This window comes from Fictibacillus sp. 7GRE50 (assembly GCF_015903875.1).
GTDB classification, from domain to species: Bacteria; Bacillota; Bacilli; order Bacillales; family Fictibacillaceae; genus Fictibacillus; species Fictibacillus phosphorivorans.
Map to the genome: position 1 here is coordinate 716,079 of NZ_JACZDW010000001.1, position 25,962 is coordinate 742,040.

Consider the following 25,962-nt stretch of genomic DNA (forward strand, 5'->3'; position numbering starts at 1 on the left):
TACCCCACCTTTGTTTTACCATGTTATTGACTCAGCAAGTTTAATTATCTCGCTTTCCGTAACCTTTCTACCTGATTTTGTATCTAATCCACCAGATGAAGCTGTTAATACTAATTTCCAATGGTCTTTTTCTAAGTAAATATGAAAGATATTCATGTCATGAATTGCTAACATTCTACCTGGAATTCCGTTAATTTTTATTTCTTTATCAATTACAGAATTCTTAGCGGTACCAGCAGAAAACTCGGGTCTTTTTGCTGCTCTTGTTGCCATTAGATTATAACTTCTACCTTTTATTTTAAGTCGATAATGAAAAGCTATTAATTCGTTATTTTTGATATTCGCACTATATTGATATTGTTTATGCGCTTCATTAACCTCAAGATTTGAAAGAACTTGAGGAAAGGGAATAAGAGTATTAAATTCACTTTCTAATTCTTTCAATGATTGATAGTTTTTTTGTTCATTTCCTGCAGTATTATCCCAAGACCACCCAATATGTGTTTTACCTTCCTCAACTTTAGAGAATTGTAACCATCCCTCAATAACTGCTCGTGCTGACGGAGAAATCATAGAAGCAAAAACGATTACACAACTAATCATTACAGGAATAAGCCTCTTGTTAAACTGTTTTTTCCGATTATCATTGGTATTCATTATCTGTTCCAAGGTGACAGAGGGAAGGTGGTTCCTTAACTCCTTATCCAAAACTTCCTCTATTTTATAGCGTCGAAATTGATCTTCCACCTATATTCCTCCCTCCATCATTTTTATATGTTCATGCTCTGGTATATGATTTCGCAATTTTACCAATCCAGCATTCAATCTTGATTTACATGTACCAACCGGGATATCCAATACATCTGCGACTTCTTTAAGTTTTAGCCCTAAGTAAAAATGTAAAATGATAACTTCTTTTAATTTTTGTGATAATTTATTGATCTCTTGCATTAACTCTTTTTCTTTTTCCGTTTGCAAAATTGATTTTTCCACCATATTTTCCTGGGCAGCTTCAGGGATTACACCAACAAAACGTAACCATTTTTGTTTCCTCAATATATTTCTTGTTGTATTAATGGTTATCTTATATATCCAAGGCTCAATCGGTTTAGATGAGTCATATTTATGAATACTTTTCATGATTTTGATAAATGTTTCTTGTGTAATATCATCTGCTACCGAAGTAGATCTTGTAAGAAAATATGCAGTTCGAAAAACAAAAGGAGAATACTCTTTAAACAAATCTGCAAAGTATTCTTTTTGAATCTCCAGTTAAACCACCTCCCTTTATCAACCAACCTAAATACACATTCAATTAGTAAAAGGTTCGCTTTTTCGAAAAAAGTATAACTATAAATTATGTTCCTTATTTCAATAAAAAAGTGCGCTTCTCCTTATAGCAGAAACGCACCCGATTGTAGAAGATTATCGAAATGTCTTATTGAAAAAAGAACCCCATTAACTTAATAAAAAAGAAACGAAAAAACACTCTTCTTTCATGTGATGTTCTTTAATAATGTAATCTTATAATAAATCCTTAACCTTATCTCGCATTCTGCTAACTAATATAACGTTTGGTGAAGTGCTATATACTTTTGAATGAACTCGATCAACTATTTCACCAATTTTTTTATGGTTTGCACCTTTGTGTTGTAGTATTCTTCCTATTTGTTTAGTGACGAAGCCTGCAAAAGGAATTGCAGAATTTGCCACCTCAAGACTTGTATCTAAGGTTACTCCCTTTACATCCCATGTATCTATCCTATTCCTGTTCTTCTCAAACTTTTTAACATTCTCATTAAAATCTTGGATAACAGCATTAATTTCTTCACTACTTTTATTGTGGGTGACATCTACAATTAATTGGCGAAACCTTTGAATTTCAGTGCTGGTGAATGTTTGAGCTAATTCAACTACCGGAACGTATTGGGCGATTGTTAAAATTGCATCAGTAGCAATATTGGGAGAAGTTTCAATCTCTAAATTCCATCCTCTTCGAACTCCAGAGTAAAGATATGCTAATTGTTCTTCATTTCGAGCTAAGGGTCCAACGGGACAAAGGACGGCATTATTCGCTGCAGCCCATTCAATTGAATTAGATGCCTGCATAATTTCAATAAAATAATCCTTTCCTGTAAAACTTTTAAGGGTAGAATTAATTATCGGACCCAAGCCTACATTAAACGTACCCATAGCCCCTCTAATTCCGAGCAATTCGTACATAGAACACCAAGTGTTAGATAATTCATCTGTTAATTGCTGCATCCACTTCTGTTCAAGTGGATTAGCCAATTCAGTAGCTAAATAATACATAGCTGACAGAATTTCTTGTTTTTCATCAATACTAGTTGGAAGAAACACTAATGGATTTCTCTGCTTTAAGTCTAAAACTGTTTTATGTGCTAATTCCCTAGAAAGTATTAAATTAGCTGGGTTAATAGAAACAGCATACTCTAACAAACTTTTCTTATATCTTTGTATTGAATGTGGAAAAATTAATTTAACCTTGTTGAGTTCAAGCAACTTTAGTAAATCAGTTTCAGTAACATCGAGTGATTTTATAAATTCTTCCCAGGAGGATTCGATTGGTATTACAATTTGTAATTCATCAAATAGGGTAAGGTAATTTCGAATATTATGTGCTTCCGCAAATTGTCCATTAATTAAACATGTAGAATTTTTTGAATTCTCCTTTACTTCATTAGATCTAATATCTTTAAAAAGGGTATGTTTGTTGTCTGACCACAGCTGTTCATCTTCTTCCCATTTATCTAGTAAAGTTTTAGAAAATGAATTTGAAGCATGATTACTTACGGTTATTGACAAAGGGTCATGTAATTTAGAAGGGAATCGCTTCTCAACTTCAGCATCTAAGTTAAACTTGATTGGAGAAATGACTGCGGTTATGAAATTAATTTTATCTTTTAAAACTTCCTCTTCTTGAGGAGAGGGCATTCTTTCTAGAAAGACATCAGTGTTACCTGTTTCATTATTATATTCTATCCAAATTTTTGGGAAATTGTTTGGGATTAATAATGCTAGTTGTTTGTTAAGCTCAAATACGGTTAATGGATTTCCTGCTAATGCAATAACTTCATCATCAGTACGATGATTTATTAAAACAGCATCTGCTGGTATCTCGTCAACCAGTTTAACAGGACAACCTAAGGTTCTAATTTCCCCATCAAACATTTCCGAAACAGTTTGATTAGTTTTTCCAAGTCCTTTAACGTCCTTATTTTCACATAAAATAAAGTAATATCCTTTCTCTACATATAATCCTTTTGTTTTTACGTGTGGTTGAAGTATTCTAAGCTTTTCATAACTATGCTTTGCGTAATTCTCCATGATTTTTTCCATGAATACCACTCTATTGTAATATTTATATCTCTAATTATTACATCAAAACCAATCATTGGCATCTATTTTATGGAAATGTTTGTATAAAAACTAGTAGCTTTTTTCTTCTTCAGCCAAACTGCAACTTTAGTTTAAGTATTTTCCATCACAATGTTTTATTCCACAATCTGGCCCGTTTGCTGAATAACAGAAATAAAAAAAGACTCACGTTAAATGAGCCTTTTAAATAAAAATTATGCGATTCCGATAAATTATAAATAATCATTCCGGCGAATTTTGAACAGATTCCGGTTAATTATGAAAAATTACATCAATCCCCAACAGCAGCATTCCGATCCACTACATCATGAACAAGGAGTACACCTAGTTGGTGGTGTTCGTTTTGATAGAGTGACCCTTGAACGAATCGAATCTCGCCATTTAAATTAAGAACTTCTAGCTTGCAGTATGCAGCGTTGATTTGAAGGGCTCGGTACAAACTTGATTCGTGTGAAAGTGTGACTCCATTTACTTTTACAATGACTTCGCCAATCTTTAATCCCATCTTTGCAGCGGGTGTCCCTGGTACGACTGAAAGAATCATAACTCCCTGATCTCTTGGTACAAAGTGTGATGGTCTCGTATCATCACGTTGGCTCGTTACGAGTGTAATGAGTTCTCGTCCTGCAAGACCTGCTGCGATTGCTATAGCAATTAGGAGCGGCAAATTATAAAAATGACCTACTGCTGCAATGCCTGTTACGATAAATCCTAAAATCAAAACTTGTCTGCCTAGATGTTTAATCGCTTCTTCCGGCAGTGTATGTGTAACTAGCTGGCGATATCCGATGGCAAACGGTACGAGGAAGAATGAGAATCCTACCGCACCCATCGGAAACAAAGGCCACCAATCTAAAACAGGAATTGAGCCTACAGGTAAAACTAAAAACTGAGGAACAATCCAAAATCTCGTAGCTTCATGTGCACCGATATAATGTCCTCGTTTTCCTTTGAACAGCCGAGGAGAAGTGCGATCTGCACCTTTCCAGATGACCAGTATCCCTTCTTGAATCAAAAGAACACCAATAACGACTGCTAATGAATCAAGTGGCGTTTTTTGAACATCTACAATCCAACGATCTAGAAAAGAAATTCCGAGTTGAAATTTTGGAAGCAACAAACCAACAACTGCCGCTAAACTCACAGCGTATGCAGGATTCATAAACCTTGTTTTAAACGTTAAGCCTAAAGCCACATACACGACACCGATCAAAGCAATCATCCCAAGCGGCAATGTGACACCAGCAACCACAAAGATTACTGATCCGATCAGTCCAATCAGAATGCCTGGCAACAATGAAAATATTAAATTATCAATGACGGGATGCACGCGCACTTTAAATTCTTTTCTCTCTCGTTTTACACGTTTTAATCCAATTAAAAAAGCAACCAGAATAAAACCATAAAAAAGCGGGTGTAAAAAAAGAAGCAGCATGCCCTGAAGTAATTCTTTCACAAAGGTGTCTGTCATGTGCGGTCTCTTCCTTTCTCATCTTTTAATTCATCCACTTTTTCTTCAATACGTTTCAATCTTCTATCCGTACTCACAGCTCTCTTCACTAATAAACCAACTCCAACGATAATAGCGATTAGCACCAGAAACAAAGCTAGCTGATATATAACATCTCCAACATTCAATGACTGCATCTTGTCTACCCCTTTAAAAATGACAAAGGATTTTATCTTTTAAATCATTTGATTTTCTGTTTAATTTGATACTCACCATAGAAACTATTCAGGGTTTTATTTGTTTTTTGTTTTTTGTTAAGACTTCTCTGAATAGTTGATTGGAGCGCAAGGTGCGAGACTCCTGCGGGACAGGCCGGCAGTCCGAAGAGTGGAAGTGGCTCGTTCAGCTCCGACTAGCAAAAGTTGAATGGATTTGAAGGCGCACTTTGCCTTCTGAGCCATTTAACTTTTGACCTCGAAAAGCTAGCCACTGCAACTTGACAGGTGAGACACTTATACGTGAAACGTACGAATGTGGCTCACCGCCTGCCCCGCGGAAAGCGAGCAACCTGGAGCGCAAATCAACCTCTTTGAAGTTATCGTAGCACTACACAAAAAAATTCCGTAGAGAATAATTTCCTCTACGGATAGTATTCGTGTTTCAGTTGTTTTTTCCTGCCATAATCCCTTATTTTGCAAGCAATTCAATCGCCGTTTTACGCTGAACATCGTTCTTATCATCACGGATTGAATCGATCACTTTTGACTCCATCTTACCAGCTGTCTTCGTATCTACTTTCCCTGTTGCTGGCAAGTCGTTCGCACGCTGAAACGCGGTTACAGCAGCTTGCGTTTTTTCATCAAAATAGCCATCTTCTCTGCCCGTCTGGAACCCTAAACCGTTCAACATCACTTGAGCGTTCTTCACCTGCTCATTATTCATATCAAACTCTAACGCTTTTTTCTCAACCGTAATTGGGTTTGTGTAGAAGTAGTCTGGCTGCTTCACTTCAAAAGTAGGCTTTACCCCTTTTTTTTGAATCCAGTTACCATCCGGTGTTAGCCACTTAAACAATGTAAGCTTGATATTCGATCCATCACCAAGATCGATCGATTGCTGAACAGTCCCTTTACCGAACGACTTCTCACCAACTAAGTCATAATTTCCTGCTTCTTTTAGAGCAGCAGCTAAAATTTCAGATGCTGACGCACTACCTTTGTCGATCAAACCGATGATCGGATAATCTTTCTTTTCTTTTAACGTAGAAACATAACGCTCTTTGTTTCCTTTACGGTCTTCGATCTGAACGAATGGCTTTTTCTCAGGAATGATCTGACGAAGAATGCTGTCAACCGCTTCTAGATAGCCTCCTGGATTACCACGAACGTCAATAACTAGACCATCAATCTTTTCTTTTTCTAACTCTACTAGCTGTTTCTTGAAATCAGCTCCCGTTTTTTCTGAGAAAGATGTGATTTCAAGTACACCGATTTTCTTACCTTTTACTTCTTCAATATCAGAGTAAACCGTCTCGATCGGAATCTCATCACGTGTAACTTTGACTGGCATTACATCGTTAACGCCTGTTCGTTTTACACCAAGTGTTACGATAGATCCTTTTTCACCGCGGATTTTTAATACGGCTTTATAGAGATCGAGTCCTTCAACGCTTTTACCGTCGATCGTGATAATCTGATCGTTTGGCTTGAGTCCTGCTTTTTCAGCAGGTGAATCTTTGAACGGTGCGACGATCGTAACTTTACCGTCTACCATGCTCACCTCTGCCCCAATTCCTTCAAAAGAAGAATCGAGTGACTGTGAAAACTGACTTGCTGTTTCTTCATCCATATAAACCGAATATGGATCTTTTAACGTTTTGACCATTCCTTGAATGGCACCTTCAAGGAGTTTGTCACGATCAACATCTTCTACATAACGAGAAGAGATGATCTCATACGTCTTCTGAAGCTTCGCAAACTCTTCGTCGTTATCGACTTTCGTTGCGGTCTTCGGAAGATCGTTTACTTCACCGTTCTGAACATACTTCGAATCGTTTCCAAACAGTGCCATCGAACCATACATGCCACCGGCACCAACAAGCAAGGAAAGAACAATCAGCAGGGCCAACATTTTTTTATTTACGTTCATTCTGCTCACCTCGTTTTTGCAGGAAAAGGCATCACACCCTGCAAAGTGCGATGCCTTCCATTGTAAGAGTCTTTAGGCAACAGCCTGTCTCCTACTTCACTATATGAATAGCTTGTTTACTTTATGTGTTTATTTTACCAGTAAGCCGCAGGATTTACAGCATTTGTTTTTCCTGCATTCCAAGGTCCTTTGTGAAGTTCAAAGTGTAAATGCTGACCAAATGAATGTCCAGTGTTCCCCATGTTACCTAGGAACTGCCCTTTTGAAACAGATCCGCCTGATACAGCGCGGCTGCTCATGTGAGCGTAAACCGTTGTCCATTGCTGCCCACCGATCGAGTGAGAGATGTATACAACGTTTCCATATGATGATGAATACTCAGAACGGATAACTGTTCCATCTGCAGCTGCATAGATCGGAACGGTTCCACCTTGAGCGATGTCGATTCCTTCATGCATACCGCTGCTTCTGTTACCAAATCCAGAAGAAATTCTTCCAGCAGCAGGTTTGATGATCATACCGTTACCTGAAACAGGTCCCATTGAAGGAGCTGATCCACCTGAAGACGATGATTCACGAGCAGCTTTTTCACGTGCAGCTGCACGAGCTTGTTCAGCACGGAACGCCTCTTCTTGAGATTTTAGAAGTGCACCTTCGTTTTCAATCTTGTGTGCTTCAGCATGCAACGAGTCTTCTTCTTTTTTAAGAGAAGCCATCAAACGAGTCTTCTCATCCATTTGAGCTTTTAATTGCTTTTGCAATACTTGTAACTCTTTCATTGCGTTTTGTAGGTTAACTAGTTTTTTCTCAACAGCTGCCATCTTTTTCTCTAGAAGCTCTTTATCTTTCTTTTGTTCTTCTAATAGCTGACGATCTTGTTCTGCGATCATGTTCAATGCAAGAACACGGTCAAGAAAATCACCAAAATCTTTTGAACCAAGAACAACTTCTAAGTAAGAAACAGCTCCGCCAGATTCGTACATAGAGTTAACACGTTCTTTTAATAGAGCATCGCGCTTATCGATTCGCTTTTGAACAACAGCGATCTCGCCTTTTAAAACGTCGATCTCTTCTTTTGTTTCTTTGATATCTGTTTGTTTGGCTTGTACTTTCAGATCTGTTTCAGAAGACAGCTTATCAATTCTTGCTACTTCAGCCTCAATCGCTTCCTGGCTGCTTTTGTTCTTGTCCAGCTTTGATTTTGCAGCCTCCGCTTTCTTTGCATTTTCTTGTTGTTTTTTCTTGATGCTTGATAAAGATTCCGCGTGAACGACGGATTCAGAGTGATACATAGTAAAGGCGCCCAGTGCTAAACTTAGTGAAAGCACTGTACCAACCACTTTCCTTTTCATTCGTTTTCCTCCCTAACCCCAATTAATTGTTTCGTTTTTCTTGGATCTCTTTATTTCTGCTATCTTTACTAAATCTTCAAGAACTTACGGACAGATGTTAAGCTTCCCCACACGCCGATTACTCCACCAATCAACAGCATCAGCAATGCTAGCTGCGGGATAAGTGGTGTTACAGGCAATAGCTCAATGAATACTGTCCCTAATTTTTGGTTAACAATATCGAATATGGCTTGATAACCTACCGTAATCACGATGATCGGAAGAACAGCACCCGCTACACCTAATGCAAATCCTTCAATGAAGAACGGCCAGCGGATAAATCCATTCGTCGCACCAACGAGTTTCATAATTTCAATCTCGCGTCTTCGTGTTACGATCGTTAATTTTATAGTATTTGAGATGAGGAACATCGCTGTGAAAACAAGTCCTAATACGAGGACGATTCCAACGTTGCGGGCAACATCCGTCACTTTAAAGAGCTTTTCGACAGTCCCTTGTCCGTACTCAACTTTGTTTACAAATTTAAATTTCTCAACTTCTTTTGCTACAGCAGCCGTATCTTGCGGCTTTTCTGTGTAGATGATGAACGCATCTCGCAATGGATTTTCATTCTTAAGAGATGAGAAAGCTTCTCCTTCATCTCCTAGACTTTCAATCAGTTCATCAAGACCTTCTTCTTTAGATTGATACTCTACTGTTTTTACCTTACCAAGCTTTTCAAGCTCTTGTTTGTAAGCATCGTATCTTTCCGGCTTTTCCGTTCGTTCGATGTAAGCTCTAATCTGTACATCGTCTTCTATTTGACTTGCAATATAGTTAATGTTCAAGAGAATTGCCAAGAACACACTTACTAATAGCAATGTTACCGTTACCGCAGAGATGGAAGCAAAGGACATCCAGCCGTTTCTTCCCATGCTCTTGAATGCTTCTACGAAATGACGCTTTAATGTTCTAATCTTCATAGCCGTAATCCCCCTTCGCCTCATCACGTACAATTCGGCCGCCTTCGATGGCGATTACGCGCTTTGTGATCGTATTTACAATTTCTTTATTGTGAGTTGCCATAACAACTGTCGTTCCACGAGCGTTGATCTCTTTGAAGATCTCCATGATCTCCCAAGCTGTTTCTGGATCAAGGTTACCTGTCGGCTCATCCGCGATTACAACTGGAGGATGGTTTACGATCGAACGTGCGATTGATACACGCTGTTGCTCTCCACCTGATAGCTCGTCCGGGAACATGCGCGCTTTGTTTTTTAGTTTTACAAGATCAAGAACTTCCATAACACGTTCTCTGATCACTTTTGGCGACTCTTCAATAACTTCAAGTGCAAACGCTACGTTTTCGTATACCGTTAAACGTGGCAACAGTTTAAAGTCTTGGAAGATAACTCCGATCTTTCTTCGTACTTTAGGAATCTGTCTTTCTTTTACTTTTGCAAGGTTTGTTCCATTAATGATAATTGAACCTTGTGTGGGTTTCTCTTCACGATACATACATTTTATAAACGTGGATTTACCTGCTCCACTTGGTCCGACTACATAAACAAATTCACCTTTTTCTATGTAGACGTCAATCCCGTTAAGTGCCATAACACCGTTCGGGTATGTTTTCCATACATCAACCATTTCTATCAAGCAAAATCACTTCCTTACTACCCCAAAAAATATTTCCCTGATCAATCAACAAGTTCTATATAAAGGTCTTTCGACAAATACGCGATATATGTCAGTTTTTTTCCGCAATAACTATTATAACATCTTGCACTGACAATTTTATTACAGTTGTGTTTCATCTTCCCTCAGACAAGGGACCATGGTCATGTTTTCGAGATTCCGTAGTACTTAAAATACGACACAATTCGCTGAAATCCTTCATATCTCATAAAAACCTGCAGGGAGACTTTTCGACACAGGTGTGATAAAACCGACCATCGCCGTGGGATTTCGGGTCTTTTGACCTGGTATTGATAGAGTTTTTTCAAAGTATATTAGCTAATTCTAGTAAAAAGGGCTCTTCTATGCGAAAAGTACTAGTGACCAAAAGAAAACCAGTCGGGATGAGTCCCAACTGGCTGCATTTCTGATTGTTTATCCTCGTTTAAAACCTTCTCCTAATACTTCGTTTGCATTAACTACGATTACGAAAGCATCTGGATCGACACCTTTTACGTATTGTTTCAATTTTGTTACTTCATATTGAGCAACAACGACCATCAACATAGGCCGTTCATCTTGCGTATAACCACCGAAGGCATTGATTTTCGTAACGCCACGATAAATGTGAGTCAGTATGCCTTGGCGAAGCTCATCTTCTTTATCTGAAATGATCAGCGCCATCTTCGTCGTCCCTAGCCCGATCTGTACGACATCGATCGTTTTTGCGGTAATAAACATCGCGATAAGTGCATATAGAGCTTGTTCGATCCCGAAAAATAAGGCGGACGACGTAACGATCGTTCCGTCTATGAGAAGGATGATTGATCCGAGTGAAGCACCCGTATACTTATGGACGATCTGTGCGAGCAGATCAACTCCACCCGTAGAGGCTTTCCCACGGAACACGATCCCAAGCCCAGCTCCGATTCCTAGTCCACCGAAAATCGCTCCAAGCAATGGGTCCTCTGTAGCCGCTCCCCAGCTTTCAAAAATAAAGACGAAAAACGGAAGCACAACGGTTCCAACAAGTGTTTTCGCGCCGAATCGTCGGCCGAGGAAGAATAATCCCGCAAAGAAGAGCGGAATGTTTAAACTCCACTGTACAATAGAAGGTTTCCATTGAAAGAGTCCGTATAAAATTGTCGATATTCCACTTACTCCTCCAGAGGCGATCTGGTTTGGCAGCAGGAATACCGAGAATGCGAGTGCCACAAGTCCTGATCCAATCACAACATATACATATTCTAAAATGAGTTCGACGGTCGGGTGCAAGATCCCGCGTCGTTTTCGCATAGCCATCATCATTGCTGTCTTTAACCCTCAAACTTTCATAAGGAATTTCTTTAAACCGAGAAAAAGTATACCAATCACAGTATGTCCTTGTAAATGAGACTTAAGTGCCGCGGTGATGAGGTGAAGTGTGGTTGATAGCAGTTGTTTTGGTGAGATTCTGTGTGTGGGAGCTAGATGTGGATAGTATGGGCATATGAAAGAGATAGTATTTTGGTTTGTGCATTCGTCGGAATGTGTTGTAGTTTGTCGAACTTCGGATAAAAAATTTTATCCGTGAAATTATTGTTTTTATACGTGAATATAATTGCATTTACCGTGCATATATGGAGGATTACCGTGAAATTAATGATGCATATTTTCATTTTTCTTCATTTTGTACTTTGCATTATTCCACAAAAGCCATCATTATATAGAAAATGTGCAAGAGGTGGTCACTTTTGATAAAAAAACATCGAACACGGCCAATTATCATTGATAAGTTACAATCACTTTTAAAAAGAGACCTACTAAATGATACTAAGCATGATGAAATACACCGCGCTTTAAGAAAACATGTATCTGGTTACCGTGGTGAACAGTCACTGGACTATTTTTATCGTTATCTCCCTCAAACTAACCTTATTTTACTTCATGGTCTTAGAATTTCACATGAAGACTACTACTTTCAAATTGACACACTTATGATTACACCGCACTTCTTACTTATTATTGAAAGTAAGAACATTGCAGGACATCTCTATTTTGAAAGTGCGTACGATCCAATGATCCGTACATTAAATGATCAACAAGAAGCTTTTGACAATCCCGTTGAACAAGTAAAAAGACAATCCTATCACTTGATGGCCATTATAAATAACTTCAAAGCCCCCCACCTACCAATCGAATCTCTTGTAGTGATGACTAATCCAAAGGCAATAACAGAATTTTCTCCTGCTTACAAAGAAGCTCGCATGAAAGTAATCAAGAGTTCTGGTTTAGTAGCCAAATTTGAAGAGTTGAGCAATAAGCATCGAAAAGAAATAATCTTACCTAAAGATAGTAAAAAAATTAGTAAAAGCCTGATAAAAATACATACGCCAGATAATCCAGACGTTTGCAGAAAGTATCATATTAATCCAAATCATTTACTAACTGGTGTGTTTTGTCCTAGTTGCGAGGCAGAATTTTTACAGCGTCAACGGAGAACATGGTATTGTGCGTCTTGTAAAAACAACTATAACAAGGCACATGAAGCTGCATTAGTAGATTACGCTCTGCTAATCTCCAACACCATTTCCAATAAGTCCTGTAAACAATTTTTGAACCTTACATCAACAAGCCAATCATATCACCTGCTCCAGTCGCTAAACCTCCCCTTCACCGGCAATCGAAAATCCCGCGTCTACCATCTCGAGGATCTCGTTAAAAAAACAACCTCTAAGGAAGATGCTTCTCCTTAAAGGTTGTTCAGATGTAATCACCGTTATTGCTGGATACCTAGTTCAACTAAGATCGTTTCTAGTGTTTTTCCTTTATATTTCTTTCTAGGTGATGGTGTATCGTCCACATGCTGATTTTGCAGGAGATAGTTTTTCTGTACGAATTTCATATCTTTTGCATCTACCTTTCCGTCAAAGTTAATATCCGCTGCACGTTTTCCGCTTCCCCAAGCATTTTGAATCTCGATAGCATCATGGATATCGATCACGTTATCTTGATTTACATCTCCAGCGGTCACATCGAGCGCGGTAATAAAGCGGCTTTGTCCATATAATTCACCTTTGTGTTCAAAACCAATATACAGATTGTCTTTTGTAAAGAAATGTCCTGGCACTCTCATTTCCACTGTGAATGCTTCTTTTTGAAGGGGAAGCTTGTCGTATTTGTACTGACCGTTGTCAGCGATGCGTGTTGATGGTGCATGTGCGTTACCATCTGCATCGATAATTTGTACAGAGCCTCCTACCTTCGTCCAATCGCGTCTTTCTGTTACTGTTCCATCCTCGTTTTCAAAGCCTTCAGGCGTTACATAGCCGTTTGCAGTAGAGAACTGCGGTTTCACTTTCCAACTTAACTGAGCTTGCAGGACTGTTGATGTTTTAGCGTTGTTATCCGTTACTTTTACAATTGGCGCTACTGCAGCTCGTGTCGCATAGTAGGCATCACTTACTTTTAACGTCACTTCTACCAGTGCGGCGTGATCTAGCGTTTCGCTACCATCATTGAAGCCAACAGTTACGAGACCATCTTTCACGTCAATAGATGCTTTGTCTTTGTAAGCGTCTGTTAATTTAGCATCCACAAGAGAGACCGCGCCAAAGCTACTATTGTTAAAATTCCATTCCGCTTTGGTCAGATCATTTAAGTTATCTAATACTAGTGTGGCTTTTACCATTTCTCCGGTTTTCAATGGCGCATTTTTACTCTTCGTATAGGAAACAGGTGTGCCCTCTTTTACAAAATAGTAATTCTTCTGCAGAGCCTGGTTACCTGCCAGATCAAAACCATCCATTCGGAAGTTTAATGCAGGTACATTTTCGTTCATCGCAATCTCTTCAACAAACTTACCTTCTTTGTCCATTTTTATCGCTGATGATGGGAACGGTGTGTTCCAATAATAGATCATCGAGTTTGATGATTGATCTACGTTCAAGCCAACCTTCTTCATCTCATCTACTAAAGGATCGTTAATTTTGATGTCAAATGGATACGTCGCTTGACCCGGCTTGTATTCTAAGAACGGTGAATCGCCGTCAAGTGAGCTTTCAAACGTTGGTTCATCAATATCGATGAACATATGGCGGTAATCGGTTAGCTGTTTACCAGTGGCTGTTGTTGAAATAAACTTCAGTTTATAGTAACCGGCTGGTGCATAAGAGATCTCCGAATCAACTGGATTTGTTTTATCACCGGTAAATTTGTTGTACATACCACTAAAAGCGTTTAACACGAAATAGCTTTGGTTTTCGTTACGACCCTCTAAATTCATGGTTCCGATCACGCCCAGATCTTTCCCTGATTTTCCGTCCTGAAGAACGACTTCCATCTTTTCCATCGGAGACTTAAAGTTAAATTCCATCGGCGTATAAATCGCGCGGTAACCAAAGAATCCACCTGTATTCAAATAGTTCGGCGCGATTACCGGAGATGAAAGCTCTAGTTTGTTGTAGCCCTCCTCCGTTATACGAACACTGAATGGAATTCTGTAGTGTTCAGCTACTTTCGATTGATTCGTCAGCGTGATGTACCCTTCGTAAATGCCCTCTTTTGCTTTCTTAGGAATATTGATACCTGCTGACACCTTTTTAAAATCGTCACCGGCAATCTTGATTTCGTCCGGAATTGAGATCTCGATTCCGTTCTTCTTCAAGCTTGGCGATCCCTTTGTTTCTTCAACTTCCACTTTGAACGTCTTCTTCACTTTTTCATTGTTCTCAACCGTAATGGATTTTTTTAGTGACAGCTTTTTACCTGCATAATGACTTCCGTACGCGATTCCACCTGTCCGTTCTTTAATTTTCACTAGATTTGTAGAACTAGGAATCAACGTTTCATCGTTCACTTGAAAACTTGTTCCACTGTACACAGCTTGATATGGATCAACACGTCCGGCCCCAACTTCAAATACGGAGTAGTCTCCGTTAAGTGGATCAGCTGTGTTCATTAATATGGTTTTAACATCCTCAGGCTCTAAGTTAGGATTAGCATCGAGCATGAGCGCTGCGATACCTGCTGTATGCGGAGCAGCCATAGATGTTCCGGAATACCGGGAATATGCGTAATCATAGTTTTCTTGAGTAGCTGGATTCACCATGTATGACGGAACCGTTGAAAGAACGGCAACACCAGGTGCTGTAACTTCTGGTTTCATGTCGTACGTCTGTCTCGCTGGACCTCTCGAACTGAAAGCGGCTAAGCGATCGCCTTCTGTTTGAAGTTCATCATACTTTCCAAACGTAAAACTGGATTTACCTGCAGCGATTTGAGACTTAATCTTTTCACCCGCTGCTTTTGTTAAGGAGAATGATGGAATAAATGTTGTCGACTCACCAAGGTTCGCCTCGATAACTCCGTCCACGTTGTTATATAGAAGAACTGCGACCGCACCGTTTTGTTTGGCGAGTGTCACTTTTTCGTTCAGTGTCGTTTCACCGCGAGCGATGAGAGCAATCTTTCCATTTAGATCTTTACCTGTGTAATCAGTAGCCTTACCTAGACCCACATCAACAAGATCGTACGACTTACCTGACAGTTCGTTCAATACATCAGCATAATGACGAGCGAGTCCAGTGAGTTGAAGTCCACTCTCACTCCCCACTGATCCTGTAAAAGAAGCGACCGTCATTGGTACGTCACTCGCTCCGATCGTAAGCGCTAATGCAGCAGCACCAGGAGAACCTAGTGTGTATGCGTTCGGACCCGCATTTCCTGCAGATACGACAGCCGTTACATCATTTAGAACCGCATAGTTGATCGCAGTACTCGTCGGATAATACGGATCGTTGATACCGGCACCTAACGAAAGGTTGATCACATCCATCCCGTCTTTAACAGCTTTCTCGATCCCCGCGATAATGCCTTCAGAAGAGCCTGTCCCGTAAGGTCCTAACACACGATACGCATAGATATCAGCATCTGGCGCTACACCTTGAACGGATACATTCGGGTTTTTGCCTTGACCAGCGATCGTACCAGCAACATGTGTCCCATGCGAAGTGTAATATGCGTTGCCGTTAAACTCTGGTTTTTTAGAATCTTGCCAGTTTTTATACGTCGTTTCCATCGGATCGCTGTCGTTATCGACAAAATCGTATCCGCCTTTATACACTTCTTTTAAGTCCGGGTGGTTGTAGTCGATCCCTGTGTCTAAGATCCCTACCTTCACACCTTCACCAGTGATGCCCTCGTTATGTAGCTGATCAATCTTCAAGTAAGGAATGCTCTCTACAGATGTTCCAGCACTGTTGCTGTTCAGGGCTTTTTCTTCTCCCATCGCGATGGGATCTACTTTAAACGTTACATCTTTATAAACTGCTTTTACGGCTTCTGATTGTAGGAGTGCTTCTACCTGATTGGCAGGCAGTTTCATCGCCACACCGTTATATACCGTTTTGTATGTGGATGTAATTCTGTGCGTGGATTTTTTTGTCATGGGTGCAACAGATGGAATGAGTTTCTCAACATCCTTCTTAAATTGAGCATGCTCTTGATCTACTTTGCTGTCAGCTTGTTGACGTGAGATCTTTTTCCCTTTTAACTGAGCATCTAACACTGCAGCTTGTCCAGGCTTTGATTGAAATTGAACGATAACGGAGATCTCTTTTTCGCTCTGCAGTTCTTCTTTCTTAAAGCCTTGAAGACCTTCAACATCTGTTAGTTCGAGCTGTTTTAAAGCTTCTCTTTGTTTAGCTGTTAGAGAGGCGAGGATATTCTCTGCTTTAAAAGGTGCAGCACTTGTTTGCTGTGTGAACATCGTTGTGTTTGGAGATAATAGCAATCCTGCAGCTAAGGTAAGGGCAGTAGACTTTTTAATAAAAGATATCTTTTTCATCGTTTCCCTGCTTTCTTTGGTATTAATGATTTGCAAGCCATTATTTATATATGAAACTCTCAGATGTTAAAATTTTCCTAGAAAAACAATAAGAGTTGTATCCTCCTTTCTATTTTTTGAATTTTTTGTAGATTCAAATGTAATTGTAATAGCAATAACCCCTTGCCGCTATCGGGGTTTCCCACATGACTCCATACCTATTTCAACTTAGAACTTAATAGATTTTCGTTTGAAAACGAGGTGAGAAATAGGGAAATAGACTTAAAAATCGTTCAACTGATTTGGGGTTTTCTTTAGTAGAATAGAAAAAGTAGAGAATTTCTTAATAGAGATAGGGGGTCATCTCATGCTTGAAGGAAAAATCATAAAATTCTACCGAGAGCTTAGAAATATGACACAAAAAGAGCTCGGAGACGGAATTTGTTCAGGTACACATGTGAGTAAGATTGAGCGAGGACTGACTGAGGTTTCCGATGAAACGATTCATTTTTTAGCGAATCGATTACAGATCGATATTCAGAATGAGATGAATTTATACAAAAACGTGGAACTTCTCTTAAGAAAATGGGAAGAAGCAATCATCATGAAGCTGGATGTCAAAACAGAAACCATCAAAAAGCAACTCGAACAGATTCCTTTGTTGCAGATTCCTGATTTTTATCGCACCCACACCCTTTTGTTAACACGTTATTACATACTTACCGAACAAAGAAAAAAGACAGAAACCCTTCTTCAAGAGATGGAAAAGTGGACTGAACTCTCACATCGTGAACAGAGTATGCTTCTGCATATTAAAGGAATCTACGGACTTCAAATGAAACATGATTACTACGAAGCGATCGATCTCTTGAAACAGGTAGACCCTACCTACTACAACAACCCGGAATATTATTATCATATGGCTGTCGCGTATCACTCTACCAATTCCCGCGTTCTGTCATACTATTACGCTAGTAAAGCACTTAGCTATTTTGAAAAATCGCACTGCTATGTAAGGGTGATTGAAACTGAGATGCTGATGCTAATTCAAATCGAACAAGAGCCAACAAGTGGACCTCAAAATGAGAAATATCAAGAACTCATCGAAATGTGTGAGAATTTTGGCTTGGAGAAACAAAAAGCGCTTCTTCTGCACAACTTCGGCTATCATTCGATTCTTCATGGATATTTTGAAGATGCGTGCCGGCACTACAAAGAATCGATGCACCTAAAAGATCCTAGCACTTCAAACTACTTAGGGTCTCTTGAAGGATACGTAAACGCAGCTACTCTTCTTGGAAAAGAATCTGTGACAACCATTCTTCAACTCGCACAAAAAGGATTGAAAACAGCGCAAGAAACTGGCAGCACGACATTTGTTCACTTCTTTCAGATGCATATCTATCGATTAAAAAAACAAGACGATCTTTATTTTGATTATCTTGAAACAGAATTGTATCCACATTTAAAAAAGCTAGGCTATGTATTACCCGCTGAGCACTATGAGATCAAGCTGTTTGACTTTTATAACCGAAACGAAAATTTAGAAAAAGCAAATATGTACGCAAAATACATAGCGGACAAAAACCGCCGTTCGAATCAGTTTGTTTGATAAAGAAAGGAAGCCGACATTGGCTTCCTTTTCAGATTACTTATGAAGGACGTTTCATCTGCACGACCTTATTTTCTTCTTCCATGGCGAGCTGTTCTTTCGCGAGCTTCTTCTTATAGACCACGCGTGACAGCATGATGCTGATCTCATAAAGGACAAGCAGTGGGATGACGACTAGAAAATCTGATACTAAATCTGGCGGTGTGATCAAGACGGCAACGACAACAAGTCCGAAATACGAGACTTTTCTAGCTTTCGTTAGCACATGTGGATTTAAGATACCAAGCGATGTTAGGAACATTACCACTAACGGAATCTCAAACAAAAAGCCGAACGGAAGCGTTAGATTCATCATGAACTTAAAGTATTTTTCTGAGGTGAAGAATGTTTGGAAATGCCCTTCCGATAGACCTAGCAGGAAATTAAGAACCATTGGGTACACGATAAAATAACCGAACGCTAAACCGAGTACGAATAAGAAGAATAGTGCCGGAATATAGGACAGCGTTACCTTCTGCTCTCTGTTACTCAATGCCGGTTTGATGAACATCCATGTCTGATGCGCGGCAACTGGAATGGTGAACGCGATCGCGATGACACCTGATATCATAAAATACACCCATAAGATCTCGCTTGGTCCAAGAACAGCAAGCTGCTGATCAAGATCTCGAATCAGCCAGTCGTAAATCGGCTGAACGTAGAAAAATGAAACAGAAAGAACGGTTATGAATACCGCGAGCGTGATAATAATGCGCTTTCTAAGCTCACCAAGGTGTTCAACGAAAAACATCTCTTCAGCTTTCATCCTACACAGCCTCCTTTCTTTAAATAGCGGTTCATTTTTAATTTGTTGTGCCTTGTTTGGACTCTAGATTCATGTGTATTGGAGTTCAATCCAGAAGTTTGAGCCTTCAATCCACGAGTTTAGGCTTTCAATCCACAAGTTTTGACTCCCAATCCACGAGTTTCGACCCTCAATCCACAAATTTCAGCTTCCAATCCACGAGTTTAAAATCGCAACAGGTTTAAAGAAAAAAGATGCGGACTTTAACCGCGCCCGCATCTTCCACTTTTCTTTATTTTGACTGCGGCTTTTCTTCTTTTTCATCCGAAGACATGAGGTCTTTTGCTGAGTGCTTGAATTCGCGAAGCGTGCTTCCGAATGCTCGTCCGATTTCTGGCAGCTTAGAAGGTCCGAAAATGATAAGCGCAATGATTAAGATCAAGATCAATCCTGGTACTCCGATGTTTGTGAAACCCATGTAGATCGCCTCCTCAAATTTTGGTGATCAATCGTTTTATTCCGTGCTAACGAGAAATTAGAATCTGAAACCAGTAATGGCTACAACAGATGGACGCGGTGTGTTGCCTCCACGAACTTGCGGCCATGTGCTGGTAGGATTAGCTTTATCTTCCGTTTCCTCACCAGGGTGCTGAATACTTAAGAACAACGTTTTTTCGTTCGGTGTAAAAGATGGTCCTGTTAACTCTGCTTCTTTTGGAGCAGATGCAAACTGGAACGCCTCTCCTTTTTCACGACCGATCGTAGGAATCATGAACATGCCGTTGTTACCAAAGCTTGTCCACGCACCAGAATTCAGCTTACTTGATGAAATATCCGTTACTGTCCAAAGGTTTGCATTTGAATCGAACGTTAGGTTGTCAGGTGCACTGAATCCACTTTGACGACCGCCTGCTGCAAAGATCTCAAATTCAAAGCTCTCTGCACCATGATCTTCGTCTTTTTCAAAAAAGCGTGTGATATGGCCATGAATGTTACCGTGCTTGTCGTTGTTCGTGTGTGCGATGAATACTGTCCCATCCAATGGTGAAATCTCCACATCTTCCGGGCGGTCTGTCGGTGTCGCGCCTAGAAGGATGGCCGCATCATGTGCGTTAACCACTACATCACCTTGTGTTTGGAACTTTTCTAAAAGGTCAGCTTTCCCTGCTGCTTTTTCACGAACAGCTTCAATCGTTAATGGAAGCCATTGTCCGTTTGCAAGATCTGCTGCGTAAAGTGTTCCTTCTTCTAAAAGCTTGCTGTTGTCTTTGCCTTTTGCAGCGGCATATTTGCCTTTACTCACAAACTTGTACACACATGCATCCTTTTTGTCATCTCCCATATAAACAACGACTCGTCCATCGTTCGAGATTCCAACGCTAGCATTTTCATGGTTGAAGCGTCCAAGAGCTGTGTGCTTTCTGACTTTGAAGTTTGGATTAAAAGGATCGACTTCAATTACCCAGCCATAATGGGTTTGATCTAGATTAGCTGCTTTTGACGTATCCTCAAAGTTTTCTTCACAAGATAAAACCGTGTTCCATGGTGTACGTCCGCCAGAACAGTTCGCAAACGTTCCTTGTGCCTTTGTTGCACCATTTACAGCTGCCGTACCTTTCGCTGGCCCAGTTAGTGCGAATGGTGTGAGTCCTGTTACTCGTCGAGCGTAAATCGAATTTTTATCCAATACCCACTTGCCGTTCTTCACTTTCACTTCAATAATAGAACCGCCTTGATTGTAGAGCATCTTTTCAATCTGAGCAGAAGTATATTTATCGTTTACTTTTTCACCTTCCACATATAATGGGTTCGTGTATTCATGGTTTACCCAAAGCAAGCCATGTTCACTTGATTTGTCGATCGGAAAGTACATCGTAAAATCATTATTGAATCCAAACGTGTCACCATTTTTATTAATTACATCACCATAAGATGCAATCACTTCATATTTATATCCTTTTGGCAAAACAAGATCATCTTTGTCCGTTGGTGCGATCGGGTGAAACTTAAACCCTTTTTTACGAGGTTTCATGCGCATCAAGCTGTCTGATTGAGCGTTAGCTGTGTCTGATAAAGCGCCTAATCCTGTCGTAGCTGCAGCAAGTGCCGTTGCGCCTGTACCCAAATATGTTAAAAAGGTTCTTCTATCCAATGGCTTCTTTTCCATGTCATTTCCCCCTAGACCCATAAAATTGATGTTGCACCTATAAGAATACTGTCGAATTATTAAGCTACTATGTAGAGGATTTAAACAAACGTTTAAGAATTTTTTGTTTTTTATAAAGTTACGATGCTTGCCGACATAAAATGAACAACCTTAACGGTAGGAGTACGATACAAAAAGGATTTGATTATTAGCTCATCAAACCTTTTATGACATGAAGATTTCTGCTGTAGAAAATATAAGTTGGGAAAATAGGGGAATTTCCTTTATACTAAAGAAGACACACGTCCATGTTTTTTCCCAATATACATTCCATCTTAGATAGGTATAATTAACTAGAGAGCTTTATTAGGAGTGAAGCCATGCAGATAGAAGTGGGGAGTTTTGTCATTTATAACGGCCAGGAGTATCAAGTCGTTTGGATTTATGACAATGGAAACGTTGAGATTGTAACAGACGGACAACATAGAAAGATCGAACTCGTACAAGAGGGAGATCTCACACACATACGATAAAAAAACTTCCGGAAGCAATTAGCCCGGAAGTTTTGTTTTTGTTTCTTTATTTTATTTTATTTTATTGTTAGCTTGTTATTTGAAGCTTGCTTGTAACTTAATGTTTTTGGTTTAACACCCTCGACAAGTTGAACGGAGCGGAGGGTGTGAGACTCCTGCGGGACGAGTGGGCAGGTGGAGATCCTTAAAGGCGCAAAGCGGCAAGGGGCTCACCGGTCGCCCCGCGGAAAGCGAAGCACCCAGAGCGCAGATCAACCTCTCTCAAAAACCTCGAAGCAAAAACAATATAGTTTTTTACAACTTAGACCGCAAATAAGAATCAATAAACGGCGTGATCTCGCCATCCATAACAGATTGCACATTACCAACCTCAGTATTCGTCCGGTGATCCTTCACAAGACTATAAGGATGGAAAACATAAGAGCGAATCTGACTTCCCCACCCGATCTCCTTCTGCTCACCACGAATTTCATTCAACTGTGCCTGCTGCTCTTCCAAACGACGCTGCACCAATTTAGCCATCATCATCTTCATCGCACGCTCACGGTTCTTGATCTGCGAACGCTCTGTTTGACACGACACCACTGTATTCGTAGGAATATGTGTCATACGAACCGCAGAGTCAGTCGTGTTAACGTGCTGACCACCTGCTCCAGACGCACGATACGTATCAATTTTAAGGTCCTCTGTACGGATCTCGATCTCGGTATCATCTGTGATTTCTGGCATCACTTCACACGAAACGAATGACGTGTGACGACGGCCTGATGAATCGAACGGTGAGATACGAACAAGACGGTGAACCCCTTTTTCAGCCTTTAAATAGCCATACGCATTATGGCCTTTAATGCTAAGCGTTACAGACTTAACCCCTGCTTCATCACCTGGTAAGTAATCAAGCGTTTCAACTTTATACCCTTGTCGCTCTGCATAACGCGTGTACATACGAAGCAGCATCGACGCCCAGTCTTGTGACTCTGTTCCACCCGCACCTGGGTGAAGTTCTAAGATTGCGTTGTTTTTATCATACGGTTCGTTCAATAAAAGCTGAAGCTCAAAATCATTCAGCTTTGTGATCAAGGATTTAAGATCTTTTACAAGCTCTTTTTGAAGATCCTCATCCGCTTCTTCTTTTACAAGCTCATGAGCGATTTCAAGATCTTCATAAGCAGAAGCAAGCTCTTCAAACTCGTTCACTTGTTCTTTTAATCCGTTAGCTTCATTGATCACGACTTGTGCTGCGTTTTGATCATCCCAAAACGTAGGTGCACTCATCTCTTCATCTAGTTCTGCGATACGCTCTTTCTTTGTATCGAGGTCAAAGGGACCCCCTAAAGTCGTTGATACGTTTTTCAATCACGTTTAATTCCTGTTTTACTTCTACTAAATCCATAGTCTTTGCACCTCATCTTATAATTGTTCCATCTTTAAAGTATGCGAACGCTGTTAAAATTAATCCTTTTTCACGTCTGATTACAAGCGCAAAGAGAGCCTATAAAAAAGACTCTCTTCTCTCACGCAACTTTCTATTCTTGTTCAGCTCCGTGACATTGCTTGTATTTCTTTCCGCTTCCGCATGGACAAGGATCATTACGCTTGATGTCTTGTGCTTTACGAACCGGTTTCTTCTTTTTCGCTGTATCTTGTTTATCGCTCGGAACAACAGCTTTACCTTCAGCCACTTGTTCACGCTGCATGTTTTGCTCGATCTGCGATTTTAAGATATAAGTCGTAACTTCCTCTTCGATCGCTGCAACCATCGCTTCAAACATCTCGAAGCCTTCAAACTGATATTCACGTAACGGATCGTTCTGACCATAAGCACGAAGGTGGATACCTTGACGAAGCTGTTCCATCTGGTCGATGTGATCCATCCACTTGCTATCAACTGAACGTAAGATTACTGCTTTTTCAAACTCAGCAATCTGTTCAGCAGGAAGCTGTGTTTCTTTTTCAGCAAACGCCGCGTGTACTTTCGCTTGAATCTTCTCGATGATTTCTTCACGATCAAGACCGAATAGATCTTTTTCTGTAAACGTCGGCTCTGTAAACATTACTGCATTCACATAGTCCGCGATTTCTTTCGTGTTCCACTCTTCTTGAACTTCCGCTTCAGGTGTGTGAACCGTCACGATTCGCTCAAGTGTAGAATCGATCATGCGCAGAACGATATCACTTAAGTTCTCAGCATCTAGCACCTCTTGACGCTGTGCGTAGATGATCTCACGCTGCTGACGCATAACATCGTCATATTGTAAAAGTTGTTTACGAGCATCAAAGTTTGATCCCTCTACACGTTTTTGTGCAGATTCAACGGCTTTTGTAACCATTTTAGACTCAATCGGCGTCTCTTCATCCATGCCAAGACGCTCCATCATCGTCATTAAGTTATCAGAACCGAATCGACGCATCAATTCATCTTCCATTGAGATGTAGAAACGAGATGAACCTGGATCTCCTTGACGACCCGCACGACCACGCAACTGGTTATCGATACGGCGTGATTCGTGACGTTCAGTACCAAGGATGTGAAGTCCGCCAACTTCTAAAACTCCTTCACCAAGCTTGATATCAGTACCACGACCGGCCATGTTCGTTGCGATCGTAACCATGCCAAGCTGACCCGCATTTTCGATGATCTCTGCTTCACGCTCATGGTTTTTCGCGTTCAACACGTTATGCTTGATCTTACGCTTCGTTAAAAGCTGTGAAAGTAGTTCAGATGTTTCAACGGCAACCGTACCAACAAGAATCGGCTGTCCTGTTTTATGACGCTCTTCGATTTCAGCTGCAATCGCTTTGAACTTACCTTGCATCGTTTTATAAATAAGATCTGCTCTGTCATCACGCGCGATCGGACGGTTCGTCGGAATACAGATAACATCCATGTTGTAGATGTTGCGGAATTCCTCTTCTTCCGTTTTCGCTGTACCGGTCATACCAGCAAGCTTATTGTACATACGGAAGTAGTTTTGGAACGTAATCGTCGCGAGTGTCATGCTCTCACGCTGAATCTCCAAACCTTCCTTCGCTTCGATCGCTTGGTGAAGACCATCGCTGTAACGACGACCAGCCATCAGACGTCCTGTGAACGGGTCAACGATCACGATCTCGCCGTCTTGAACGACATAATCCACATCACGCTGCATGATGATGTTCGCTTTTAACGCTTGGTTAATATGGTGATTCAATGTTACGTGCTGATAATCATATAAGTTATCGATTGAGAACATCTGCTCCGCTCGGTTGATACCTTCTTCAGAAAGCTGAACGTTCTTCGTCTTTTCATCTACTGTATAATCTGTTTCTTTTTTCAGCTGACGCACGAACATGTTCGCCATCTGATAAAGTTGTGTTGATTTTTGAGCAGAACCTGAAATGATCAACGGTGTACGCGCTTCGTCAATTAAAATCGAGTCAACCTCATCGACGATCGCATAGTTACGGCGCTGAACCATCTGTTCTTTATAAACCACCATGTTGTCACGCAGATAATCGAAGCCGAACTCATTATTCGTACCATAAGTGATATCTGCTGCGTACGCATCACGCTTCTCTTCTTTTGAAAGGTCAGATACGTTCAATCCAACACTTAAACCTAAGAAATTGTATAGCGGCGCCATGATCTCAGAGTCACGACGAGCCAAATATTCATTGACTGTAACAACGTGAGTACCTTTGCCATCTAGTGCGTTCAAATAAATAGGCATTGTCGCAACTAGTGTTTTACCTTCACCGGTTTTCATTTCTGCAATGTTACCTTCATGAAGCGCAACCGCACCCATAATCTGTACAGGATAGTGACGCATGTTCAATACACGAGCTGATGCTTCACGCACAGTCGCAAACGCTTCAGGGAGAAGGTCATCCAGAGATTCCCCTTTTTCGATACGGCTCTTGAACTCAGCCGTTTTGTTCGCCAAAGCTTCATCATTTAAAGCCTTAAACTCTTCAGCTAACGTTTCCACTTTTTCCGCAACTCTTTCGTATCTATTCAACGTTCGGTCATTGGAACTTGGAAAAATCTTTTTCAAAATGCTAATCATCCGAATAACGCTCCCTGTTCTCGAAAATTAT

19 protein-coding genes are annotated in these 25,962 nt (G+C 40.4%); 3 read left to right on the forward strand and 16 right to left on the reverse strand.

Translation table 11 applies throughout. The features are described 5' to 3' along the window. Positions 1 to 15: 15 nt before the first annotated feature. From IHV12_RS03635 to IHV12_RS03680, 10 genes are all read right to left on the reverse strand, one after another. Positions 16 to 747 carry a hypothetical protein gene (locus IHV12_RS03635; RefSeq protein ID WP_197189837.1) on the reverse strand — a complete coding sequence of 244 codons (732 nt, stop codon included), beginning with the start codon at positions 745 to 747 and terminating at the stop codon, positions 16 to 18. Further along, positions 748 to 1,242 carry an RNA polymerase sigma factor gene (locus IHV12_RS03640; protein WP_231620623.1) on the reverse strand — a complete coding sequence of 165 codons (495 nt, stop codon included), beginning with the start codon at positions 1,240 to 1,242 and terminating at the stop codon, positions 748 to 750. It abuts the gene before it with no gap. A gap of 282 nt (positions 1,243 to 1,524) precedes the next feature. After that, positions 1,525 to 3,360 carry a hypothetical protein gene (locus IHV12_RS03645; protein ID WP_197189838.1) on the reverse strand — a complete coding sequence of 612 codons (1,836 nt, stop codon included), beginning with the start codon at positions 3,358 to 3,360 and terminating at the stop codon, positions 1,525 to 1,527. A 310-nt stretch (positions 3,361 to 3,670) separates the two neighbouring features. Then, entirely contained in the window at positions 3,671 to 4,870 is a 1,200-nt protein-coding gene (locus IHV12_RS03650) for a PDZ domain-containing protein (protein ID WP_197189839.1), read from the reverse strand. Beyond that, a complete protein-coding gene (locus IHV12_RS03655) occupies positions 4,867 to 5,046 on the reverse strand; it encodes a hypothetical protein (RefSeq protein WP_197189840.1) in 180 nt (59 codons plus the stop codon). The genes IHV12_RS03650 and IHV12_RS03655 overlap by 4 nt, the downstream gene beginning before the upstream one ends. Before the next feature lie 490 nt (positions 5,047 to 5,536). After that, complete coding sequence (locus tag IHV12_RS03660) at positions 5,537 to 6,997, reverse strand: S41 family peptidase (RefSeq protein WP_197189841.1); 1,461 nt, start codon at positions 6,995 to 6,997, stop codon at positions 5,537 to 5,539. A 134-nt stretch (positions 6,998 to 7,131) separates the two neighbouring features. Then, complete coding sequence (locus IHV12_RS03665; RefSeq protein WP_197189842.1) at positions 7,132 to 8,349, reverse strand: murein hydrolase activator EnvC family protein; 1,218 nt, start codon at positions 8,347 to 8,349, stop codon at positions 7,132 to 7,134. 68 nt (positions 8,350 to 8,417) lie between these two features. Further along, entirely contained in the window at positions 8,418 to 9,311 is an 894-nt protein-coding gene (gene ftsX / locus IHV12_RS03670; RefSeq protein WP_197189843.1) for a permease-like cell division protein FtsX, read from the reverse strand. Further along, entirely contained in the window at positions 9,301 to 9,987 is a 687-nt protein-coding gene (gene ftsE / locus IHV12_RS03675) for a cell division ATP-binding protein FtsE (RefSeq protein ID WP_137791963.1), read from the reverse strand. Before ftsE ends, ftsX begins: the two co-directional genes overlap by 11 nt. Positions 9,988 to 10,440: 453 nt before the next feature. Then, entirely contained in the window at positions 10,441 to 11,301 is an 861-nt protein-coding gene (locus IHV12_RS03680; RefSeq protein ID WP_144697907.1) for a YitT family protein, read from the reverse strand. A gap of 437 nt (positions 11,302 to 11,738) precedes the next feature. Here IHV12_RS03680 and IHV12_RS03685 point away from each other — a divergent pair, with 437 nt between their 5' ends. Further along, positions 11,739 to 12,740, forward strand: a complete 1,002-nt coding sequence (locus tag IHV12_RS03685) for a nuclease-related domain-containing protein (RefSeq protein ID WP_197189844.1) — start codon at positions 11,739 to 11,741, stop codon at positions 12,738 to 12,740. A 23-nt stretch (positions 12,741 to 12,763) separates the two neighbouring features. Here IHV12_RS03685 and IHV12_RS03690 read toward each other — a convergent pair whose 3' ends face one another. Beyond that, entirely contained in the window at positions 12,764 to 16,831 is a 4,068-nt protein-coding gene (locus tag IHV12_RS03690; protein ID WP_197189845.1) for a S8 family serine peptidase, read from the reverse strand. Positions 16,832 to 17,177: 346 nt separating this feature from the next. Here IHV12_RS03690 and IHV12_RS03695 point away from each other — a divergent pair, with 346 nt between their 5' ends. Then, the gene (locus tag IHV12_RS03695; RefSeq protein WP_197189846.1) at positions 17,178 to 18,422 is read left to right on the forward strand and encodes a helix-turn-helix domain-containing protein; all 1,245 of its coding nucleotides are present in this window, start codon (positions 17,178 to 17,180) and stop codon (positions 18,420 to 18,422) included. Positions 18,423 to 18,462: 40 nt separating this feature from the next. Here IHV12_RS03695 and tatC read toward each other — a convergent pair whose 3' ends face one another. From tatC to IHV12_RS03710, 3 genes are all read right to left on the reverse strand, one after another. After that, positions 18,463 to 19,227 (reverse strand): twin-arginine translocase subunit TatC, encoded by a 765-nt coding sequence (tatC, locus tag IHV12_RS03700; protein WP_197189847.1) that lies wholly within the window; start codon positions 19,225 to 19,227, stop codon positions 18,463 to 18,465. Between the two features lie 271 nt (positions 19,228 to 19,498). Next, positions 19,499 to 19,684, reverse strand: coding sequence for a twin-arginine translocase TatA/TatE family subunit (gene tatA / locus IHV12_RS03705; RefSeq protein ID WP_197129014.1), 186 nt, complete (start codon positions 19,682 to 19,684; stop codon positions 19,499 to 19,501). A gap of 57 nt (positions 19,685 to 19,741) precedes the next feature. Further along, the gene (locus IHV12_RS03710; RefSeq protein WP_197189848.1) at positions 19,742 to 21,373 is read right to left on the reverse strand and encodes a PhoX family protein; all 1,632 of its coding nucleotides are present in this window, start codon (positions 21,371 to 21,373) and stop codon (positions 19,742 to 19,744) included. A 359-nt stretch (positions 21,374 to 21,732) separates the two neighbouring features. On the opposite strand from IHV12_RS03710, the gene IHV12_RS03715 reads away from it, so the two are divergent. After that, positions 21,733 to 21,885, forward strand: coding sequence for a hypothetical protein (locus IHV12_RS03715; RefSeq protein ID WP_197129008.1), 153 nt, complete (start codon positions 21,733 to 21,735; stop codon positions 21,883 to 21,885). A gap of 294 nt (positions 21,886 to 22,179) precedes the next feature. Here the strand turns inward: IHV12_RS03715 and prfB are convergent. Then, positions 22,180 to 23,278, reverse strand: a protein-coding gene (gene prfB / locus IHV12_RS03720) for a peptide chain release factor 2 (protein ID WP_231620624.1) whose coding sequence is annotated in 2 segments (ribosomal slippage) — positions 22,180 to 23,208 and positions 23,210 to 23,278 — 1,098 coding nt in all. Because the reading frame shifts where the segments join, the coding sequence is not laid out codon by codon here. A 133-nt stretch (positions 23,279 to 23,411) separates the two neighbouring features. After that, the gene (gene secA / locus IHV12_RS03725) at positions 23,412 to 25,931 is read right to left on the reverse strand and encodes a preprotein translocase subunit SecA (protein ID WP_197189850.1); all 2,520 of its coding nucleotides are present in this window, start codon (positions 25,929 to 25,931) and stop codon (positions 23,412 to 23,414) included. Between the last annotated feature and the right edge of the window lie 31 nt (positions 25,932 to 25,962).